This is a genomic window from Streptomyces sp. NWU339 (genome assembly GCF_003143855.1).
Lineage (GTDB): Bacteria > Actinomycetota > Actinomycetes > Streptomycetales > Streptomycetaceae > Streptomyces.
The window spans coordinates 336,189-353,916 of sequence record NZ_QFRK01000001.1 but is presented as its reverse complement, the minus strand read 5'-3'; the positions used below and the strand labels follow the sequence as shown (position 1 = coordinate 353,916).

At 69.5% G+C, this 17,728-nt stretch carries 16 protein-coding genes and 4 pseudogenes; 14 read left to right on the top strand and 6 right to left on the bottom strand.

The features are described 5' to 3' along the window. Window positions 1-306 precede the first annotated feature (306 nt). From DIZ27_RS01615 to DIZ27_RS01600, 4 genes are all read left to right on the top strand, one after another. Window positions 307-510 carry a cold-shock protein gene (locus tag DIZ27_RS01615; RefSeq protein WP_004986771.1) on the top strand — a complete coding sequence of 68 codons (204 nt, stop codon included), beginning with the start codon at window positions 307-309 and terminating at the stop codon, window positions 508-510. Window positions 511-853: 343 nt separating this feature from the next. Beyond that, window positions 854-2,344, top strand: coding sequence for a DEAD/DEAH box helicase (locus DIZ27_RS01610; protein ID WP_109376427.1), 1,491 nt, complete (start codon window positions 854-856; stop codon window positions 2,342-2,344). Window positions 2,345-2,390: 46 nt separating this feature from the next. Further along, a complete protein-coding gene (locus tag DIZ27_RS01605) occupies window positions 2,391-2,795 on the top strand; it encodes a CBS domain-containing protein (protein WP_109376426.1) in 405 nt (134 codons plus the stop codon). Window positions 2,796-2,842: 47 nt separating this feature from the next. Further along, window positions 2,843-3,160 carry an SCO5918 family protein gene (locus DIZ27_RS01600; RefSeq protein ID WP_109376425.1) on the top strand — a complete coding sequence of 106 codons (318 nt, stop codon included), beginning with the start codon at window positions 2,843-2,845 and terminating at the stop codon, window positions 3,158-3,160. A 102-nt stretch (window positions 3,161-3,262) separates the two neighbouring features. Here DIZ27_RS01600 and DIZ27_RS01595 read toward each other — a convergent pair whose 3' ends face one another. Further along, window positions 3,263-3,622 carry a hypothetical protein gene (locus tag DIZ27_RS01595; protein ID WP_109376424.1) on the bottom strand — a complete coding sequence of 120 codons (360 nt, stop codon included), beginning with the start codon at window positions 3,620-3,622 and terminating at the stop codon, window positions 3,263-3,265. 49 nt (window positions 3,623-3,671) lie between these two features. Continuing rightward, a pseudogene (locus DIZ27_RS46740) lies at window positions 3,672-4,062 on the bottom strand (ATP-binding protein). A gap of 947 nt (window positions 4,063-5,009) precedes the next feature. Between DIZ27_RS46740 and DIZ27_RS01585 the strand changes: the two are divergent. From DIZ27_RS01585 to DIZ27_RS01570, 4 genes are all read left to right on the top strand, one after another. Then, window positions 5,010-5,348 (top strand): MerR family transcriptional regulator, encoded by a 339-nt coding sequence (locus DIZ27_RS01585; RefSeq protein ID WP_109376423.1) that lies wholly within the window; start codon window positions 5,010-5,012, stop codon window positions 5,346-5,348. Window positions 5,349-5,550: 202 nt separating this feature from the next. After that, window positions 5,551-5,757: a hypothetical protein gene (locus DIZ27_RS01580; RefSeq protein WP_109376422.1), complete on the top strand. Its 207-nt coding sequence runs from the start codon at window positions 5,551-5,553 to the stop codon at window positions 5,755-5,757. Window positions 5,758-5,914: 157 nt separating this feature from the next. Then, window positions 5,915-6,046, top strand: a complete 132-nt coding sequence (locus DIZ27_RS01575) for a terminal protein (protein WP_375231920.1) — start codon at window positions 5,915-5,917, stop codon at window positions 6,044-6,046. 244 nt (window positions 6,047-6,290) lie between these two features. Next, entirely contained in the window at window positions 6,291-6,779 is a 489-nt protein-coding gene (locus tag DIZ27_RS01570; protein ID WP_258308185.1) for a proprotein convertase P-domain-containing protein, read from the top strand. A gap of 117 nt (window positions 6,780-6,896) precedes the next feature. On the opposite strand, the gene DIZ27_RS01565 is transcribed toward DIZ27_RS01570, so the two are convergent. Continuing rightward, a complete protein-coding gene (locus DIZ27_RS01565; RefSeq protein ID WP_258308184.1) occupies window positions 6,897-7,469 on the bottom strand; it encodes an adenylate kinase in 573 nt (190 codons plus the stop codon). A 277-nt stretch (window positions 7,470-7,746) separates the two neighbouring features. Between DIZ27_RS01565 and DIZ27_RS01560 the strand changes: the two genes are divergently transcribed. Both DIZ27_RS01560 and DIZ27_RS01555 read left to right on the top strand, forming a co-directional pair. Next, on the top strand, window positions 7,747-8,733 hold the full coding sequence (locus DIZ27_RS01560; RefSeq protein WP_109376420.1) for an NAD-dependent epimerase/dehydratase family protein: 987 nt from the start codon (window positions 7,747-7,749) through the stop codon (window positions 8,731-8,733). A 559-nt stretch (window positions 8,734-9,292) separates the two neighbouring features. Beyond that, window positions 9,293-9,703, top strand: coding sequence for a hypothetical protein (locus DIZ27_RS01555; RefSeq protein ID WP_109376419.1), 411 nt, complete (start codon window positions 9,293-9,295; stop codon window positions 9,701-9,703). A 452-nt stretch (window positions 9,704-10,155) separates the two neighbouring features. Here DIZ27_RS01555 and DIZ27_RS01550 read toward each other — a convergent pair whose 3' ends face one another. Both DIZ27_RS01550 and DIZ27_RS01545 read right to left on the bottom strand, forming a co-directional pair. Then, entirely contained in the window at window positions 10,156-10,935 is a 780-nt protein-coding gene (locus tag DIZ27_RS01550; protein ID WP_109376418.1) for a DUF4253 domain-containing protein, read from the bottom strand. Window positions 10,936-11,079: 144 nt separating this feature from the next. Beyond that, window positions 11,080-11,890: pseudogene (locus tag DIZ27_RS01545) on the bottom strand (transposase family protein). Between the two features lie 121 nt (window positions 11,891-12,011). On the opposite strand from DIZ27_RS01545, the gene DIZ27_RS01540 reads away from it, so the two are divergent. The 4 genes and pseudogenes from DIZ27_RS01540 (at window position 12,012) to DIZ27_RS01525 (ending at window position 15,209) form a co-directional block, all read left to right on the top strand. Beyond that, window positions 12,012-12,659 (top strand): YwqG family protein, encoded by a 648-nt coding sequence (locus DIZ27_RS01540; RefSeq protein ID WP_258308183.1) that lies wholly within the window; start codon window positions 12,012-12,014, stop codon window positions 12,657-12,659. A gap of 164 nt (window positions 12,660-12,823) precedes the next feature. Continuing rightward, window positions 12,824-13,975, top strand: coding sequence for a serine hydrolase (locus tag DIZ27_RS01535; protein WP_109376416.1), 1,152 nt, complete (start codon window positions 12,824-12,826; stop codon window positions 13,973-13,975). A 261-nt stretch (window positions 13,976-14,236) separates the two neighbouring features. Beyond that, window positions 14,237-14,620, top strand: a pseudogene (locus DIZ27_RS48670) (DnaB-like helicase C-terminal domain-containing protein); the annotation flags it as partial. A 61-nt stretch (window positions 14,621-14,681) separates the two neighbouring features. Next, complete coding sequence (locus DIZ27_RS01525; protein WP_258308203.1) at window positions 14,682-15,209, top strand: DnaB helicase C-terminal domain-containing protein; 528 nt, start codon at window positions 14,682-14,684, stop codon at window positions 15,207-15,209. Between the two features lie 369 nt (window positions 15,210-15,578). Here DIZ27_RS01525 and DIZ27_RS01520 read toward each other — a convergent pair. Continuing rightward, window positions 15,579-16,949 (bottom strand): annotated as a pseudogene (locus DIZ27_RS01520) (IS1380 family transposase); the annotation flags it as partial. Window positions 16,950-17,728 lie beyond the last annotated feature (779 nt).

Below are 17,728 nucleotides of genomic sequence, written 5' to 3'. Positions count from 1 at the left end.
AAGGTTGCGCTCCGGGTGAATCAATAGCTGTGTCCGCGAGGTGAGATTTCAGCGGAACATGCAGACAGATTTCCTGCCGCAATAATTAACGTGGGATTCTTCACCGCCCGCAGGCCGCTGCGGCGTGCTACTGTCGATCTCGGTTGCAGTTGTGGTTCCCGAAACTTCAAGTGCTCTCCGGCCGGCTTCTGTGTCGCTGGAAGCGCTTTTGTATTTTCCGGTCTTTTTCCGGGCGGGGTGATCATCGCGGCGACACGGCGTCCGCGCAGTGTGGATTCCGATGCACTGCCCCAAAGGAGATATGACATGGCTACTGGTACCGTGAAGTGGTTCAACGCGGAAAAGGGCTTCGGCTTCATCGAGCAGGACGGCGGCGGCGCTGACGTGTTCGCCCACTACTCGAACATCGCCGCCCAGGGCTTCCGCGAGCTGCTCGAAGGCCAGAAGGTGAGCTTCGACATCGCGCAGGGCCAGAAGGGCCCGACGGCCGAGAACATCGTTCCCGCCTGACGTCGGCACGCACTTACAGCTGGGGCCCGCATCCTTCGGGGTGCGGGCCCCAGCTGTACGCACTTCCCGTAGTGGTTTCACCTGCGGGACGACTGCGAGGAATCCGCGGACTTACGCACACGGGTTCCCTTTCGGGGATGCAGTGCATCCTTGCATAGCTGCATCGCAGTCGACGCCCTGAGTATTGCATCCACATCGCGTCACCCATTTCAGCGCCTGCGCCCGCACGGATTTTCTGCCGGCCAGATTCGCTTCGCGTTCCACCGGCCCGTTCTTGCAATTCTCCATGCTGCGCACTGCTGCGGGAATTCCTTGATATGTGCCGCATCAAGGAAGGTCCCGCATGAACCGCACACGCACGAACGACCGCTTCGCTCGCACTCGGAACGGCAGCACCGCCCCCGGGAAGAACGGCAAACGGTTCGGCTCATCGTCCCCGAGCCGCTCCGGCGGACCGGTTCGTTCCAATGGTCACAGCCGCCGCCCCGCCGCGTTGCAGGGTGAGTTCGCCCTCCCGAAGACGATCACCCCGGCGCTGCCCGCCGCGGCGAGCTTCGCCGATCTCGCCATGCCCATGGAGCTGCTGGCCGCGCTCGGCTCACAGGGCGTGACCGCCCCGTTCCCGATCCAAGCCGCGACGCTGCCGAACTCCCTCGCCGGCCGGGACGTCCTGGGCCGGGGGCGCACCGGTTCCGGCAAGACCCTCGCCTTCGGGCTGGCCCTGCTGGCCCGTACGGCCGGGCAGCGCGCCGAGGCCCGGCAGCCGCTGGGGCTGATCCTCGTACCGACGCGTGAGCTGGCGCAGCAGGTCACCGACGCGCTCACGCCGTACGCCCGCGCCGTGAAGCTGCGCCTGGCGACGGTCGTAGGGGGGATGCCGATCAGCAGGCAGGCCGGCGCGCTGCGCCGCGGCGTCGAGATCGTCGTCGCCACCCCCGGACGGCTCAAGGACCTCATCGAACGCGGCGACTGCCGGCTGGACCAGGTCCTGGTCACCGTCCTCGACGAGGCGGACCAGATGGCCGACATGGGCTTCATGCCGCAGGTCACCGCCCTGCTCGACCAGGTTCGCCCCGGGGGTCAGCGCATGCTGTTCTCCGCCACTCTCGACCGCAACGTCGATCTGCTCGTGCGCCGCTACCTGAACGACCCCGTCGTGCACTCCGTCGATCCGTCGGCCGGCGCGGTCACGACGATGGAGCACCATGTGCTCCACGTCCACGGCGCCGACAAACACGCGGCCATCACCGAGATCGCCGCACGCGACGGCCGCGTGATCATGTTCCTGGACACCAAGCACGCCGTCGACCGCCTCACCGAGCACCTCCTGAACAGCGGGGTGCGGGCCGCCTCCCTCCACGGGGGCAAGTCGCAGCCGCAGCGCACCCGTACGCTGACGCAGTTCAAGAACGGACACGTCAGCGTGCTGGTGGCGACCAACGTCGCTGCGCGCGGCATTCACGTCGACAGCCTCGACCTCGTCGTCAACGTCGACCCTCCGACCGACCACAAGGACTACCTCCACCGCGGCGGCCGCACGGCCCGCGCCGGCGAGTCCGGCAGCGTCGTCACCCTGGTCACCCCGAACCAGCGCCGCGCCATGACCCGTCTCATGGCAATGGCCGGCATCGTCCCGCACACCACCCAGGTCCGCGCGGGCGCGGAGGCCCTGCACCGCATCACCGGTGCCCAGGCCCCCTCCGGCATCCCGGTCGTCATCACCGCACCGGTGGTCGACCGCCCCAAGCGCGGCGCCACCTCACGCGGTCGGCGCCGCTCCGCTTCGGCGACCCGGCGCGCGCCCGCACGACGGTCCGTCTCCGACGCGGCCTAGAACCGTCTTGATCAGGAAGCTGACACATCTCTGCAGGAGGCACCTCTTGACGCTGGTCCAGATGCATTCCCGCTCAACTAGCACCAACGCCGTGCCCAGAACGGTTACCGATGCCACGGACTCGGCCGGGCCTCAGGTCTGGGACGCCATGACCGTCGAGGTGGCGCTGTCCGTCATGGCCGCCGCCCGCACGGCTCACCTCGTCGTCTGTGACGAGGACGGCCAGTACACCGACCTGGTCACCCAGGCCCGGCTCACCGCCGTGCGGGACAGTCCCGAATACACCGACCGGGTCCGCCTGCGCGACATCTCCGACGACGGCGGGCCCTTCGCCTCGCCGCTGACCACGGTGGCCGAAGCCGAGCACGCGATGCGCCACCAGCGGCTCGGGGCCCTGCCCGTGGTCGACGAGCACGGCAACGCCCTGGGCGTCGTCGTCCTCTCCCGCTGAACCGCCACACCATGGTCGGCCCCTTCCTCTTCTCCTTGTGAGGCATCATGCGTTGTGTCATCGCCCGCTTTCCGTTCGAGCTCACCAAGGGCGGCGTGCTGGAAGCGATGAAGGGCGTCAAACCCGAGCCGGTCACCGGCGACTCCGTGGTCATCGGGCGCCGCCACTATCCCGCCAAGCAGGTCGGCCAGGTCATCACCCGCCAGGACCGCCGCGATTTCAGCGACGGCGAAGTCCTCAGGGCCATGACCCAGCTCGGCTTCACCTGCCGCACCGTCCCCAAGGCTTCAGCGGCCTCAGCGGCGAGGATCGTCGACCCGCTCCAGCGGGCTTCCGCGATGCTTGGCGCCCCCATGTCCATCTGACCGACGGGACAGGCGCGAGCCGAACAGAGCAGTGAGGGTCCGACCGGCGCGCGCCGGTCGGACCCTCACTGCGTGCCGTGCCGCTCTCGGCGCGGCGGTGGGTCAGTGGTCGGAGTAACTGAAGTCACCCACGGTCCAGGCACTGACGTCCTCGATCGCAACGCGGTACATCCCGCCCGTCTCCGGGATCCCCACCGCGCCCTGCAGGATCCGGGCGACATGGAAGTGCAGATGCGTGGGCGGCCCGTCCTTCTTCGCGGGGGCGTCGAAGACAGCGGAGAACTCGCCCAGGCGGGCGGAGTCCTTCAGCACCTCCGACACCCTCTGCCTCCACACGGCTTCGGGAGCCAGGCGACCGGTGATGACAGCACCACCGGTGACCACGGTCAGGGACATCTGATTGCTCTGCCCGGACTCCACAAGGGCGGCGATTTCCACGATCAGCTTGTCAGGCTTCGGCATGAGATCCGATTGTATGCACCGGCCCGTCCGGACGGCTTGGGCGGTGGCACTACCGGGCAGGACGGGCGCATACGTTCTTGCCGCAGGAGGCCCGGCGGGTGACCGCGGTGGCGCGGACCAGGTGGTTGACCATGGGCCGGCCGAACCCCAGATGGCGCAATACAGGTCAGGCGTGCGCAGGTGCGGCACCTGCAACTGGGGTCGTGGACGGCCACTTCGATGGTGTCCGGGTGGGCTGTCAGTTCCGGTGTGCAGGTGCCCCCGCCGTGGCGCAGGGCGTTGGTGACGAGCTCGGACATGACCAGGACCACGGTGTCCGCGGTTTCCGGGGCAATGGTCGGCTGCCGCAGGTCTTTGAGGAAGGCCCGTGCGGTGTCACGTGCGTCGGCAACGGCCGCTGGAGAACGGAAAGTTGTGGCGTTGACGGCCATCGTGTTCATCAGGGTCGCCCCGGTCGCTGGATCGTCTATGCCCGGCCCTTGCCCACCCGGCCCCTGTGCCCTGCCCGCCACCTGGCCAACCCGCCAGAGCCACCGTGCTTGCCGGAGGGGACTGAGGATCGCAGTCGACGCGCCGCGCCGGTCGGCGGCGTCACGGGAAGCCCAGCGGGCGGCTTGTGGGTCTCACCCCGTGCGCCGGACCTGCGCTGCGGACGGTCCCCAGCATTCGCAGACCGGCCGAGGGGGGATATCTCATCGCCGAGCACACCGAAATCTATGCCTGCTGGAGTAGACATTCGATGCTCGCATGGTTACGGTTTCTCTCGTAGCCGAGATCGAGCAAGGCCCGGCAGACACGAACTGCCGGGCCGCAGTGCCCGCAGGACGGTGCGGTGGTGGAGTTCCGAAGCCAGAGCTTGCAGGACGGCGACGGGACTGACGACCGGACCGGGTGGCCCGCAGTGATCAGGGGCCGCCGTGAGCAGTACCCCGCAGCGAAGTAAAGAGGCAGCACCCCGGTGAAGGCGTCGGCTGCGGACGCGCGCACCGGGAGGTTCGGCAGTGGGGTTCCAACGCCAGAGCAGACGCAGGACGGGCGACGGGGCCGGCTGCCGAAGGGTGGCGCTGTCACAGGCCACAGAGCAGGTCGCATCACCAGCAGTACCAGCAGTAGGCAAGTGATTGATCCCAGAGGGAAGAACGGAGGAGCCGAGCGCCATCAGGATCGCCCGGGCGGACGTCTGAGCCCGGGTACCGCAGGACATCGATAGTGAGGTGGTCTCCGGTCAAGCAACCGCGATCCCCGCACCCCCGGCAGCATCTCGGCCGGGTCTGCGGACACAGGAGGCCGGCGCAGGATCAGGGCCGGCAGATGGTGTAGTAGTTCCTTCGGGGCCCTGGTGCCATTGGCACCGGGGCCCCTCCCCGCGTTTTACCGAGAGGTGCAAGTGACCGCAGACGACTCCTTCGGCCGGCTCGATGATGACGACTACCCCGCCTACACCATGGGCCGGGCCGCCGAGATGCTCGGCACCAGCCCGGGCTTCCTGCGCGCCCTCGGCGAAGCCCGCCTGATCACCCCGCTGCGCTCCGAGGGCGGCCACCGCCGCTACTCCCGCTACCAGCTGCGCATCGCCGCCCGCGCCCGGGAACTCGTCGACCAGGGCACCGCCATCGAGGCCGCCTGCCGCATCATCATCCTCGAGGACCAGCTCGAGGAGGCCCAGCGCCTCAACGCCGCATACCGCCGCACCGCCGGATCGTCCAATCCATCGGCCGGGGCCTGAGACGGCAAAGACCCGCACCCCCAGAAGCTGCGCGGCCGCCGCCCGGAAAGGGGGCCGTCGACTGCCCCGGGGGCCGGCCCCGGCCGGGTCGACCTGTGCCACCACGGCCTGGCCGTGGAGGACGTCATCGCGGGCCTTTGGGCGAGTGTGGTCACGGCGGGCCGGTCGCTGCGCGTCGACACGCCGGACGGAGGCTGGTGGGATGAGACTCGGTTCCGACCGGCGTTATCACCTGATCCTGATCGCGGCGGGCCGTCCGGCGATGCATGGCTGGTGGGGGAGCGAGGCCACAGCCCGCGACAAGTTCGTCGTCTGGGTCGGCGTGTACGGTGCGCTGCCGGACGCCCGGGTCATCCTGGTCGATGCGGAGAGCGGAGCGGTGTTTAGGGTGTGGCCGGACGAGAGGTGACCCCGCCCGCCATTCGGCCGAAGAACCTCGGTTCGCGACCGCGACGCGTGCGGGAGGGGTGCGCCGTGCCTGTGCCGGTATGACCAGTGCGCCCACACGGGCGGCGCACCGGGGAAACAGTTGATCGCGCCCCGTCGGGGGCAGCTATCCACGGCTCATGCTCACAGCTGTGCTGCGCGGCATCGCCGCCGAAGGCCCGGGTGCGGTGTACTTCCGCGACGGCGGCCGGCGCGCCCACGGCCTGGCGGTGGAGTTCACCGACATTGAGCACCTGGAGTTCGAGTTGTAGGGCAAACGCCGGGGCCCTGCCGGCACCCTGGCGGAAGAACTTATGTGAGATTTAACGACGGACTACCGGCGCAGGATGCGAATCTGCATCTCCATGTCACCGGTTTCTGTAGTGGTGACACCAGTGCCCTCCAGCGCTGGTGTCAGGGCGGTGGGCTGGGGGTTCGCCGTGGGGTGTGGGGTGGTGGTGACATCGGGGTGCGGTTTTTGCGGTGACGGCTCGTGCGGTTGCTGCAGGTCGCGGCGTGTCCTTCCGGTGCAGATTCGCAGTTGTCGAGCCTGTTCACGAGAACTGCAACCACGTACGTCGAAGGGTCCCCACCGTTCACGGTGGGGACCCCCTGGCGGACGACCCCACCGCCACCCCGGAGGAGGGCGCTTCCGCGCTGGCGGGCAAGGCGACCTACGCTGCCGTCACCGATCACGGCCCCGGCTCGCCGAACCTGCTGCTCAACGTTGGCGAGGACGGCGGAGGTGCTCCGGAGCCCGCGCCGGCGCCGAGCGGTAAGCGGTTCGAGAACACCACCGACTACGGAGTCCCGGATTGGTCGGTCGCCGAGTCGCCGATCAGGGTGACCGGCGTTCCCCACAACGCTCCCGCCAACCTCCACGTGGAGGTGGACGTCAAGCACACCTGGAGCGGTGACCTGCAGGTGGATCTGATCGCACCCGACGGGACCGCCTACCGGCTGAAGGACACCGGCACCGGCGGCAGCGCCGACAACGTGACGTAGATCGTATCGACGCAGATCACTGATGATCTGCGGCAGTCACCGGGCGATATACGCGCAGGTTGCGTACTGACACGAAGGTGAAAGATCGCAGTGTTTTGTCAGGCCCCGGTGTCCGGGTCACCGTCCGGTGAGCTGCCGGGTGAGCCACGCGTTTGCCTGACGTCCGCTGCGGAGCCGTACGACGTGGACGCCCAGAGCGGCCGTCTCGGCGACCTGCTGGGCGTAACGGGGTCGGTTGTTGCGGTACTTGCGGATGGCGGTGCGCAGCAGGGAACGCCGGCCGAAGAACGCGCGGTTCCAGGTGAGCCGCCGGGCCTGCGCGCTCGTGTCCAGGCCGGCGAGTTGGCGCAGGCTCCGGTAGACGATCCGGCGCACGACCAGGAGCAGCGGGAGGTCGAGCCAGACCAGGACCTCGGCCCGGTGCCAGACCACGTCCGCCAGTTTCGAGTAATTCCCTTCGACGACCCATGATGCCCCGCGCGTGATCCGGTCGGCCTCGATGCGGAATTCATCGAGCGGGAGAGTCCCGTCGCCGGTGAACAGGATCTCGTCCAGGTCGGTATGGGGGAGACCCAGCGAATCGGACAGTTTCTTCGCGATCGTCGTTTTCCCGCTCGCAGGGGGACCGAATAGAGCGATCTTCTTCACCAGGATTCCCATCCGTTCGTCCGAGCCGATCCAAGCACGCAACAGACGTGAATTATCCCTGATTTCGAAGAGTCTTCCTCCTCTTTTTCGGAAACCGAATTTGACCGCTCTCATCCAATCGAGGCGTTTCCTCATCGAACCCAGTCGTTTGGCCTTCCGTCTCAGCGAACCTAGGCGCGCGGATGGACGCACTGGGCAGTTGGCCACAGCGTCCGACCGTTGTAAACGGCTGGGAAGGCGCCCCGGTGGCCCGTTGAGGACCGCTACGCCCTCGGCGAAGCCGAGACGCGCAGGCTCACAGTCCGGATTGAGTGAGCTGATGAAGATCTTGGTATTGGGCGGAACAGCGTGGGTGGGCCGCGAGGTCTCGCGGCAGGCACTGGAACGTGGGCATCGGGTGACCTGCCTGGCCCGCGGGGAGAGTGGCGAGGCGGCCGAGGGCGCGGTGTTGGTCGCTGCGGACAGGCGTGACCCGTCGGCGTACGAAAGCCTGGCGGGCCGGGATTGGGACGCCGTGGTCGAGGTGTCGTGGCAGCCAGGCTTCGTCCGCGGGGCACTGGCGGCGCTCGGCGAGCGGGCGGGCCACTGGTCGTACGTGTCGTCGGTCAGCGCGTATGCCTCGCATGCGCAGCCGGACGCGGACGAGTCGGCGGAACTGCTCCCGGCGACCGAGCGGGACGAGGTCGACCACGACGAGTTCGGGGAGGCCAAGGTGGCCTGCGAGGAGGCCGCGGCGGCCGCAGTGGGAGACCGGCTCCTCATCGCGCGGGCGGGACTGATCGGCGGCCCCGGTGACCACAGCGGCCGCTCCGGGTACTGGGTCGGCCGCGCGGCCCGCGAGCCGCTGGCCCCGCTGCTGGTGCCGACTTCTTTGGGCATCCCGACGCAGGTGGTGGACGCGCGAGACCTCGCGGCATGGCTGCTCGACTGTGCGGAGAAGGGGACGACCGGAACGTACAACGCGGTCGGCCCGATCGTGCCCTTCGGGGAGTGGGTCGCGCTGTCGCGGGAGATCGGCGGGCACACCGGGCCGGTGGTGGAGGCGGACGACGACTGGCTGCTCGGGCAGAAGGTGGTCCAGGCCATGGGCCCGGAGTCGCTCGCGCTGTGGGTGGCCGACCCGGACTGGGCCGGCTTCGGCGCCCGCAACGGCGCTGCGGCGAGCGCGGCCGGCCTGCGGCACCGGCCTCGGGCGGAGCTGCTGGAGGAGACTCTGCGTTGGGAACGGGAGCAGGGTCTGGACCGGCCCCGCCGGGCCGGCCTGAGTATCGAGCGCGAACGCAAACTCCTGGAAGCACTGGGATGAGGAGGCGCGGGGGCTCGCGCGAAACGGGAACGGGGTGACCAAGACCGAGCGCCGCGCCCCATCCAGGTGCGGCGCTCAAGGTTTGGTAGGCGGATGGAGCACTGAGGGCGAGAATGGCCAGTTGAAGCGCTCCGTCAAGAACATCCGGAGACTCCATCTCGCTCAACCTGATCGACGCGGGTCAACGCGACCCGGACGGCTAACTTCGATGCGACAGGTCAGAATTCTCCTGCGCGCACCCCTTCCGGAGCCCTGCCGCCTCCGCACCGAACCGACGGCCCGGCAGGGCCGGCCGACGGATACACGGGGCACACCGAGCGCGGCGCAGACCGGGTCAGGGCGGTGCGCACTCGGTCCGGCCCCACAGCACCGGTGCGCGCCCGCCCGTGTCTATACGCACTTGTTTGGGCTCCCCCGCACCAATGAGTTGTGGCCCCGCCGATGTACCAAGTCGATCTGGCCCCACTGGTATGACAAACGCCGTAGCCTGCACGGGTCGGGGGCGCAGCGGGGCCGGCTGACGATCTCTGGACGGTAGGCCGCGGAGGGGAGGGGCAACATGCACAGCAGCTGCCTCGCGCTGCGCCTGCTGGAAGGGGCATGCAAGGTCATCGTGGCGCTCGGCGCCGTCTACGCGGCGCTCATATTGTTGCTCGCCGACCCCGACGCACTGTTGATCACATACAAGCGGGGCAGGCTCACCCCGCTGATCATCATCTTCGCGGGGTCATGCGCTGGCTGGCTCTGCCTTCGCCTGATCCGATCGCGGCAACGCCCACCGATCGTGCTGGTCGTCGGCGTTGTGTGTGCCGTCGGCCTCCTGACCGTGCTGTGGCGGGGAACCCGCGGCACGGTGGAAGAGCAGCACATCACGCCTTCCCCGCCCAGCGGCCGCTTCCAGCAGTCGCAGCCGCCTGGCAACGCCCCGGGCGCAGTGCAGCCCTCGGTGCCGCCCAGCGCCGGGCCGTAGTCGGACGTGGAGCCAAAACTTCTCGGAACCAGGGGTGTGCGAGACGCCGCACACGCCCCCTGCAGCCTGTCAGTGCGGCCAAGAGAGCCTGGAAATCCTGGTCCCAAAAACAAGTGCGTACAAACACCCGCCGGGACGTCGGAGGCTGTGTCGTGGCGTGGTTCTCGGCGCGGCCCTGGCCGAACGGCAGACCGCCCCGCCGACGCCGCATGTCCCTGGCCAGCGTCCCACCGAGAACCACGCCACGACACAGCCTCCTCACCGCCGCGATGCCCCCGGGCGGCCGATCCCGCCCGGGGGCCGACCACGACCAGGCCGCCGGGCAGCGCCAGGGAACCCCGCCGTCAGGATGTTGATAGGGCCCTTTGAAAATGGTTCTGACCGCGATTCCGTGAATCCGCAGGTCAGCCGCTGACTGCGGGAACGTTCGTCCGGCACCTGGAGCCGACGAGTCAGTCCCACCAAAACGACCAGTGCGTTCGCTGCGGCAGGATCGCTGCGTACTCGGGGAAGGGGGTCGGTGGGTCGTCGACGATGTTGTCGGCGGTCGACAGGACATGCTCCAGGGCAAGAAGGTCCGCGTGCGCTGCGGTCTGCGGCGGGCGGGCAACCGAGACGAACAACCTGCCTCCCATTCCCACCACCCGAGCGCCGAACCGCTCCTCCCAGCTGCGCAGCAGCGCGCACACCAGCGGCAGCGGAGCCTCCGCATCCCAGCCGAGAAGTGCTGGGATATCGGCGCTGTGCTGCGCGGGGGCCAGCACGAGGCTGCATCCGGCCAACTCGTACGGGTTTGTAGCTATGAGGTGGCCGATCGTGTGCGCTGCGGCGTCCGCCGGTGAAGGGGCAGTGTCCGTGACCGGCGTTGCCGGTGCCAGACCCGGCCATGTCTCGAAGGGCGGGCCCGGATCATGCGGCCACGGCGCGGTGCCCTCGGGCACCGGCTCCGGCGTCGGGTCCGTCCACCAGGGCAGACGGCGGCGCCGGTACTCGGCGAAGTCCGAGGTCAGGGCATCCTCCAGACGGACAGCGGATATCTGTGCCAGGTCTATCGGACGGCTAAGGAACGTCCCGCCCAGCAGGGGCACCAGCTCGGTGTCTTCCTGCATGGACAGCAGGGGCCGCCACACCCCGTCAACGTCACATGGCAGCTCGTCCGCGACCCAGACGCACGCCGACCCCGAGGAGACGAACCGCCCCGGGGGAAGTCCTTCTGGCAGGGTGAAATTCATGACCGGACGGTAGACCTCGGCTCCCTTCGGTCGCGCACCGCTTCATACGGCCGGGCTGCTGGTGCCGCCACTCGAGAAACCACCATGGCCAGGCGACCCCCGGAAGGAGCGCTCCCGCAGTCAGTGACGTTTTCTCAACGATGATCATTTCCAGGTTCCGTTGAGGACGAGGGCGGCGCGGGCGATGGCGCTGATCCGGCTGGGGCTGAGGGTGACATGCTGCAGGGCGCGCCAGCGCTGCTTGAGTTCGGCGGCGGCGCGTTCGCCGAGGGCTCGGAGGCTTCTGAGCAGGGCGTTGGTGGTGCGGGTATCGATGTGGAGTGCCTGCTCGGAGCGGCCCTTCGGGCGACGGGTGGGGACGAGGATGCCGATGCCAGCGCCTATATAGCCTTTGTCCGCGAGGGTGGGCAGGCCGTCGGCGGGCCGCCTTGTGCAGAGCCGGGAGGACGTGGAGGCGGGCGGCGGTGATGTCGGGGACGCTGCCGGGCTCGACCTCGGAGATCCACAGCGGCGTGCCGTCGGGGGCGGCCAGGAACTGCACGTTCCCGCCGAAGGCCTTGTGCTTCTGACTGAACCACCAGTCGTTGCCGTTCTCGCGCACGCCGGCGACCCGGTCCGATTCGATCAGCGTGCCGTCGAGGATCACATGGGTCATGCCGTCCTTGCGGCAGCGCTCCAGGACTTCGTGCAGGTCGGGGGCTCGGTCGGCGAGGATGTCGATGCCCTCGTGCAGGTAGCGGTAACCGGTGGCCTGCGAGATCCCAGCATCGTGGGCCAGGCAGTGCACGCAGCCGCGCTCGCGGAACCAGCGCAGCACCAACACCGCCTGCCGGAACGGGCCCAAGGCACGGGACCTCCTCGGAGTGCCGATCCGGCGGCGGTGCGCGGCCAGCAAGCGGGCGAGGAACTCGACGGTACGGCGCGGGACGTCGAGCATGGCGGCGTAGGGGACCACGGTGAAGCCTCTGGGTCGGCGGACGATCGTGTGTGAAGGGCCCCGTCTTACCAGCCCAGCGTCGTGCTCCCACGGTCGGGCCGCAGGGAGCTGTCGTATGGCTGATCTAGGCTTCCCGACCGTGACCACTACCTTGATGACGTATATCGGTCCGGTCGATGACCACGCGCTGGTGACACGCACCGGCGGCGTGCCGCTGGTGCCGGCCGGGTTCACCTGGCCGCGGTGCGCGGCGTGCTCGGGGCCGATGCAGTTCATCGCGCAACTGCTGGTGAACGCGCCCGGCGCCCAGGGGGCCGAGGCAGCTGCGGCGGCCGAGTGCGTCCTGTCGGTCTTCATGTGCCAGAACGACCCGGGGCTGTGCGACGAGTGGGATCCGGGCGCGGGCGGCAACCGGGCACTGCTGTTCCCTCGCGCCGGACTCACGCCCGCCCCGGTGCCAACGGAAGGTGAGACCCTGCTGTCGGAGACCTGTGGCATCGACTGCACGGCGATCGACGCGGTTCCCTACCACGAGGCACGCAGTAACTGGTCGCAGACTTACGGCCGTCCCTTGCGGGACGTCCTCGGCCAACTGGGCGGCGCTCCGGCGTGGCTGCAGCACGACGAGACGCCGGCATGTCCGTCGTGCGCGCAGCCGATGAGCTTCATGGCCCAGCTCGAGGAGGGACGTGACCACCGGACAGCGATGAACTTCGGTGGAGGCGGCTGCGGATACGTCTTCGCGTGCGTGCCGTGCAAGGAAGGCTCGTTCCTCTGGCAGTGCTGACCGGACATCCGCTGAGAAAACGTCACTGACACGAGGCCGGGATATCGCAACCACAGAGACGATCACGCTCGACCGGCAGAACTCACCCAGCCGAATTGCGCAGCAGAGTCGGCGTTGAATACAAAGCGGTTGCCTGATACACGAACCCCTGACGATCATGGCCCATGGCTGATGCAACCTTCTTCTGCGAGGAGTCCACGGTGGCAAGCGCGACGACGGACGATCCGACCGGCGGCCTCGATCCCGACCGTCTCGAGCAGGCCGTCCTCGGCGTGGCCCAGGGCCAGGGATTCTCCGGCACGGTGCGCGTTACCCGGCGCGGGGAGACGGTGTTCGCCCGCGCCTTCGGGATGGCGTCGCGGCGCTGGGCGATACCCAACACGTGCGACACCCGGTTCCGCGTGGCCTCGGTGTCGAAGATGTTCACGGCGGTGGCCGTGCTGCAGCTCGTCGAGCAAAGGCGGGTCCATCTGGACGACTCGCTCGCGGACCACGTGAAGGAGCACATGCCCCGGCTCGACCCGCGTGTCACCGTCCGGCACGCCCTGACCATGACGTCCGGCATCGGCGACTGGTTCGAGGAGGGCAGCCCCGACTGGGAGGCCGAATGGGCCGCCCTGACCTCCTCCCATCCGCTGTATCTCCTGCGAGAGAACGCGGACTACCTGCCGCTGTTCGCCGGCAAGGAACCGCACTTCCCGCCCGGGGAGCGCCATCTGTACAACGGTGCCGGGTACATCCTGCTTGGGCTGCTCATCGAGTCGCTGACCGGCCGCCCCTACGAGCAGGTCATCACCGACGAGGTCTTCGCCCGCGCCGACATGACCGCGTCGGGGTTCTGGGCGCTGGACGAACTCGGTCCAGACATCGCCGAGGGGTATCTCACCCCGGCCACCGGCCCCACTCCGTACCGGACCAATCACTACACCACCACTCCGCGCGCCGCCGCCGACGGGGGAGCGACCTGCAGCGCCGCCGACCTGACCGCCTTCGCCCGGGCGCTGCGCATCGGCCGGTTGCTGGACGAGGAGACCACACGCCTCGCGCTGACCCCGCAGGTCGACGAGCGGGCGGAGAAGGTGCGCGGATACCGGTGGAAGTACGGCTTCGGCCTCACCCACCTCCTGGACGACGGGGGAACCGTCGTCCGCTGGGGTCACACGGGCGAGGAGGACGGGGTCAGCGCCCGCCTCTACCACTATCCCCGGCACGATGTGGACGTCGCCGTCCTGGGCAACGTCAGCTGGTGTGCGGGCGACATGGGGTGGGCCATCCATGACGCCCTCGTGAACGGCCCGGCCGGGTTGGACGGTTGAGGCGGATCACGCGGTCGGGTGCCGTCGCCGGGGAGCGGGAGGGGAACCGCCCGGTCACGCTCCGCCGGTGTCCAGGAGGGAGATGCGGGCGGTGATGCGTTTGCCGGACGTCTCCGGCTACATGTCCAGCGCCTGGGCGGCGTGGTCGGCCTGTCCCGCCTCGCGAGTGAAGCCTGTTCGGCGGCCGAGGCCGGCCACTACGCCGACCTCGTGCACGGCTACGCCCAGGTGCGCCGCTACCAGGCCGCCCTGGTGCGCGGGATGCAGGGCGCCCGCCTGGCGGACCCGCTGTCCGTGCCGGAGACGATCGCCGCCCATCAGGCGGAGCTGGAGTACCTCGCCGCCGACGGCCAGGCCGACGATGACGACTTCGGCCGGTTCGGGGACCACCTGGACGCCCACCTGGACGGCCTGGCCGTGTCCCTCCCGGCGGCCGCCGTCACCGGCTTCACCGATCTGGACGCCCTGATGAAGCTGATGCCCGGGCAGATGATCGTGGTCGCCGCCCGCCCGGCCATGGGCAAGTCCGCGTTCGCCCTCGGCGTCGCCACCGCCAACGCCCGCACCGGGGCCCCCACCCTGGTGCACAGGCTGGAGATGAGGAGGACCGAGGTCAGCAACCGGATCCTGTCCGCCCGGGCCCGGGTGGCGTTCCACCACATCCGCGACGGCGTCGACGGCCTCACCGGAGACGACTGGGACCGGCCTGGACCGGCACACCCCCGAACTACGCGACCTGCCGCTGTGGATGGACTACTCCGCCCGCCTCAGCCCCGCCCGGATCCGCTCCCGCATCAAGACCATCACCCGGGAGACCAGCCGGGCGCCGCTGGTGGTGGACTACCTCCAGCTGATGCAGACCGACCAGCGCACCGCGAGGCAGTCGCCCTACGAGCGGGTCACCGAGATCAGCCGCGAACTGAAGATCCTCGCCGCCGACACCGGCGCCGTGCTCATCGCCCCGGCCCAGCTCAACCGCGGGCCCGAACAGCGGCAGGACAAGAAGCCGGCGGTGAGCGACCTGCGGGACTCCGGGGCCCTGGAGCAGGACGCGGAGGCGATCCTCCTGCTGCACCGCGAGGACCACTACGCGCCCGAGTCCGGGCGGGCCGGGGAGAGCGACCTGATCGCGGCCAAGCACCGCAACGGGCCCACCGCCACGGTCACGGTGGCCCACCAGTTCCACTACAGCCGCCCGCGCGACATGTCCGCCGCCGAAGAACCCGCCCCCTGACCGCCCTGGACGCCGCTGTGCGGCGCGTTCCGCCCGCCGGGCACGGCACATCCGCGCGGAAAAGGGGCGGGAAATGTCATGGCACACTGTGGCGTTCCGGCTCGGTGATCAGCACCGGACGGGCACGGCAGGGGCGGGACAATGAGACGCACGGTGGTGAGCACGATCGCGGCAGCGCTGCTCCTAGCGGGCTGCGCGGGCACTAACCTCGACCTTTCATGACGGACCGTCGGGTTTTCTGGCGGGCCGTTTCGGTCGTCCGGGCTGATCATGGGCAAGGTTATTGCCCGGCTGTCGCGTCGGGTGGGCGCCGGGTTCCACGGCTCCGGGGTGAATGGGGTCGTAGGGGCAGGACGTTTCCGCTGGCCAGCCAGGCCTTGGTAGGGCGGTGAGGCGTCCCAGGGCCTCTGTGATCACGTCTGTGAAGGGCCAGTGCTTCGCCAGGCGGAGGATGCGGCGGCGGCCGGTGGTGACGAGCTGAGCGGTGGCGGAGAACAGTCGTAGGCGGAGCCGGCGGGGCTCCCAGAGCCGGGCGGTGCCGGTGAGGGCGAGCATCGGCATCCAGGCCAGCAGGTCCAGGGCGGTCTGGACGATCTCCAGCCAGACCTGGTTCTGCGCGGCATCGTGCAGGGGCAGGTTGCGCAGGCCGGCGGCCCGCGCGGCGCGGATGCGGTCCTCGGCTCTGGCCCGCTGGCGGTGCCGCAGCTCCAAAGCGGCGATCGGGGTGGTGTGGGTGTTGGTGGCGAAGCAGGTCAGGCGCATGCCGTCGGCGTCAGTGAAGCGCAGCTGGGCGCCGGGGTGCGGGCGTTCCCTGCGGACGATCAGCCGCATGCCCGCTGGCCAGCCCTTGAGGCAGGCGCCGTCGATTTCGGCGACCCAGGCCCCGTGGCGGATCTCGCCGTCCGGTTCGATTGCCGGTGTCCACGCGCCGGCCGGGACCTTCAGGACGGCGGCGTGGATGGCGTCGGTGATGGTCATGCCGACCGAGTACGACAGCCACCGTCCGCGCTTCGCGAGCCAGGCCACGAACTCGTGGGTGCCGCCGCCGGAATCGGTGCGGATGAGTGTCTGCCGGCCGCGCCGGTAGCGTTTGGGCAGCTGAGCGAGCGCGAGCCGGGCGGCTTCGATGTGATCCGCGGCGGTGTTGGAGCCCGCATTTCCCGGTCGCAGCAACCCCGCGACGGGCTCGCCGGACCCGCCGCGGCCGTGGTCGACGAACCCCACCAGCGGGTGGTGGCCGAAGGTCTTCTTCCAGGTCGCGGCGGCGTCCTGCTTCTCGGAGTGCGCCAGGACGAGGACACCGTCGAGGTCCACGGTCACCTGTCCGCCGGCGTCCGGCGCCGCTTCACCGGCCAACTGCCAGACACGTTCGCGTACTTCGGCACGGGCGGTGCGGATCACGGCCAGGGCACGCTTCCCGTCGGCGGCCAGCGTGTCGATGAGCCGGGAGACGGTCGGGTCGGAGGCCACCGGCCCGAACAGGGCCGGCTCGGCCCGCAGCATGGCCACATCGGCCTGGCAGTCCCCGCCCAGGGCGACGGCGAGCGCCACATCCAGCAGGATCTTGCCCGGATCATGCACTGCCCGGGCCTTCCGCCACGGCGCCAGCGCCCGCGATATCGCCGCATCCAGGCCGCTCTTGCGAACTGTCTCGACCAGCAGTACGGCCCCGGCCTGGGAGACCACCCCACGGCCGCCCTCGACGCGGACACGCGCGTAGAACCCGATACGCTTCTTCACCTGGGAAGTGCCTCCGGCTGGTGCGGGAACAAGGACCTCGACAATCCTCATTCTCGCTGTTCAGAGGCACTTCCCACGCCCCTGCTTACGTGCCGGACAGACCGCTTCGTGAAAGCGCGAGGCTAGGTTGGCTCTGGCCGTAGTGCACGATCCGTGTGAGTACCGGGCCCCGGTGAGCGAGGAGGAACTCGCCGAGTTCGAGACAGACGTCCTGGCCGGGCTCGTGCTCGCGAGGGCTTCGGCCGGACCGGCCGGCAGCACGATCCGCCACGACCCTGACCTCCCGGAACCGATCCGGGACCGGTTCGGCCGCCCGCTGGGGAAGATGGGGCCGGCCGACGCCGACATGTACTTCGGCAAGGTGCTCCGCGACGCCCAACCGTCGACCCGGACCGGCCGGGCAGGTGCGCCAGCGGTGTTCTTCCAGTTCCTTGAGCTGCGGCACAAGGTGGAGCTGCACAACCTCACCAGGCGTGTGGTCGAGTGCCCGCTGGACGAGATGAACCGGCCGCGGGCCTCGGTGGAACCGCAACTGCGGATCCCGCCCAGCGAAGCACAGATCGCAGAACTGTTCGCCGGGTGGCGTGGGGAGCCGGCATCCTGCCGAAAGTTCGGCCCGGCGGCCCGCAATGACGCGGTAGTCCGGCCGGCGGCCGACGTGGGGCCGCGGACCAGCGCGATTGCCGCCGATCGGCCGCGCGGCCCCGGCCAGTCGGCCAGGAGGGCTTCGGCCGGTCGGCGGGGTGGCCGCGGAGCGGCGCCGCGTGAGCCGCGGCGGA

Coding starts and splice junctions, on each gene's coding strand:
- DIZ27_RS01595 (WP_109376424.1), bottom strand. CDS start 3,622: ATGCCGAAGCCTGACAAGCTGATCGTGGAAATCGCCGCCCTTGTGGAG.
- DIZ27_RS01550 (WP_109376418.1), bottom strand. CDS start 10,935: ATGAATTTCACCCTGCCAGAAGGACTTCCCCCGGGGCGGTTCGTCTCC.
- DIZ27_RS01580 (WP_109376422.1), top strand. CDS start 5,551: ATGAGACTCGGTTCCGACCGGCGTTATCACCTGATCCTGATCGCGGCG.
- DIZ27_RS01555 (WP_109376419.1), top strand. CDS start 9,293: ATGCACAGCAGCTGCCTCGCGCTGCGCCTGCTGGAAGGGGCATGCAAG.
- DIZ27_RS01560 (WP_109376420.1), top strand. CDS start 7,747: ATGAAGATCTTGGTATTGGGCGGAACAGCGTGGGTGGGCCGCGAGGTC.
- DIZ27_RS01575 (WP_375231920.1), top strand. CDS start 5,915: ATGCTCACAGCTGTGCTGCGCGGCATCGCCGCCGAAGGCCCGGGTGCG.
- DIZ27_RS01600 (WP_109376425.1), top strand. CDS start 2,843: ATGCGTTGTGTCATCGCCCGCTTTCCGTTCGAGCTCACCAAGGGCGGC.
- DIZ27_RS01615 (WP_004986771.1), top strand. CDS start 307: ATGGCTACTGGTACCGTGAAGTGGTTCAACGCGGAAAAGGGCTTCGGC.
- DIZ27_RS01535 (WP_109376416.1), top strand. CDS start 12,824: ATGGCTGATGCAACCTTCTTCTGCGAGGAGTCCACGGTGGCAAGCGCG.
- DIZ27_RS01610 (WP_109376427.1), top strand. CDS start 854: ATGAACCGCACACGCACGAACGACCGCTTCGCTCGCACTCGGAACGGC.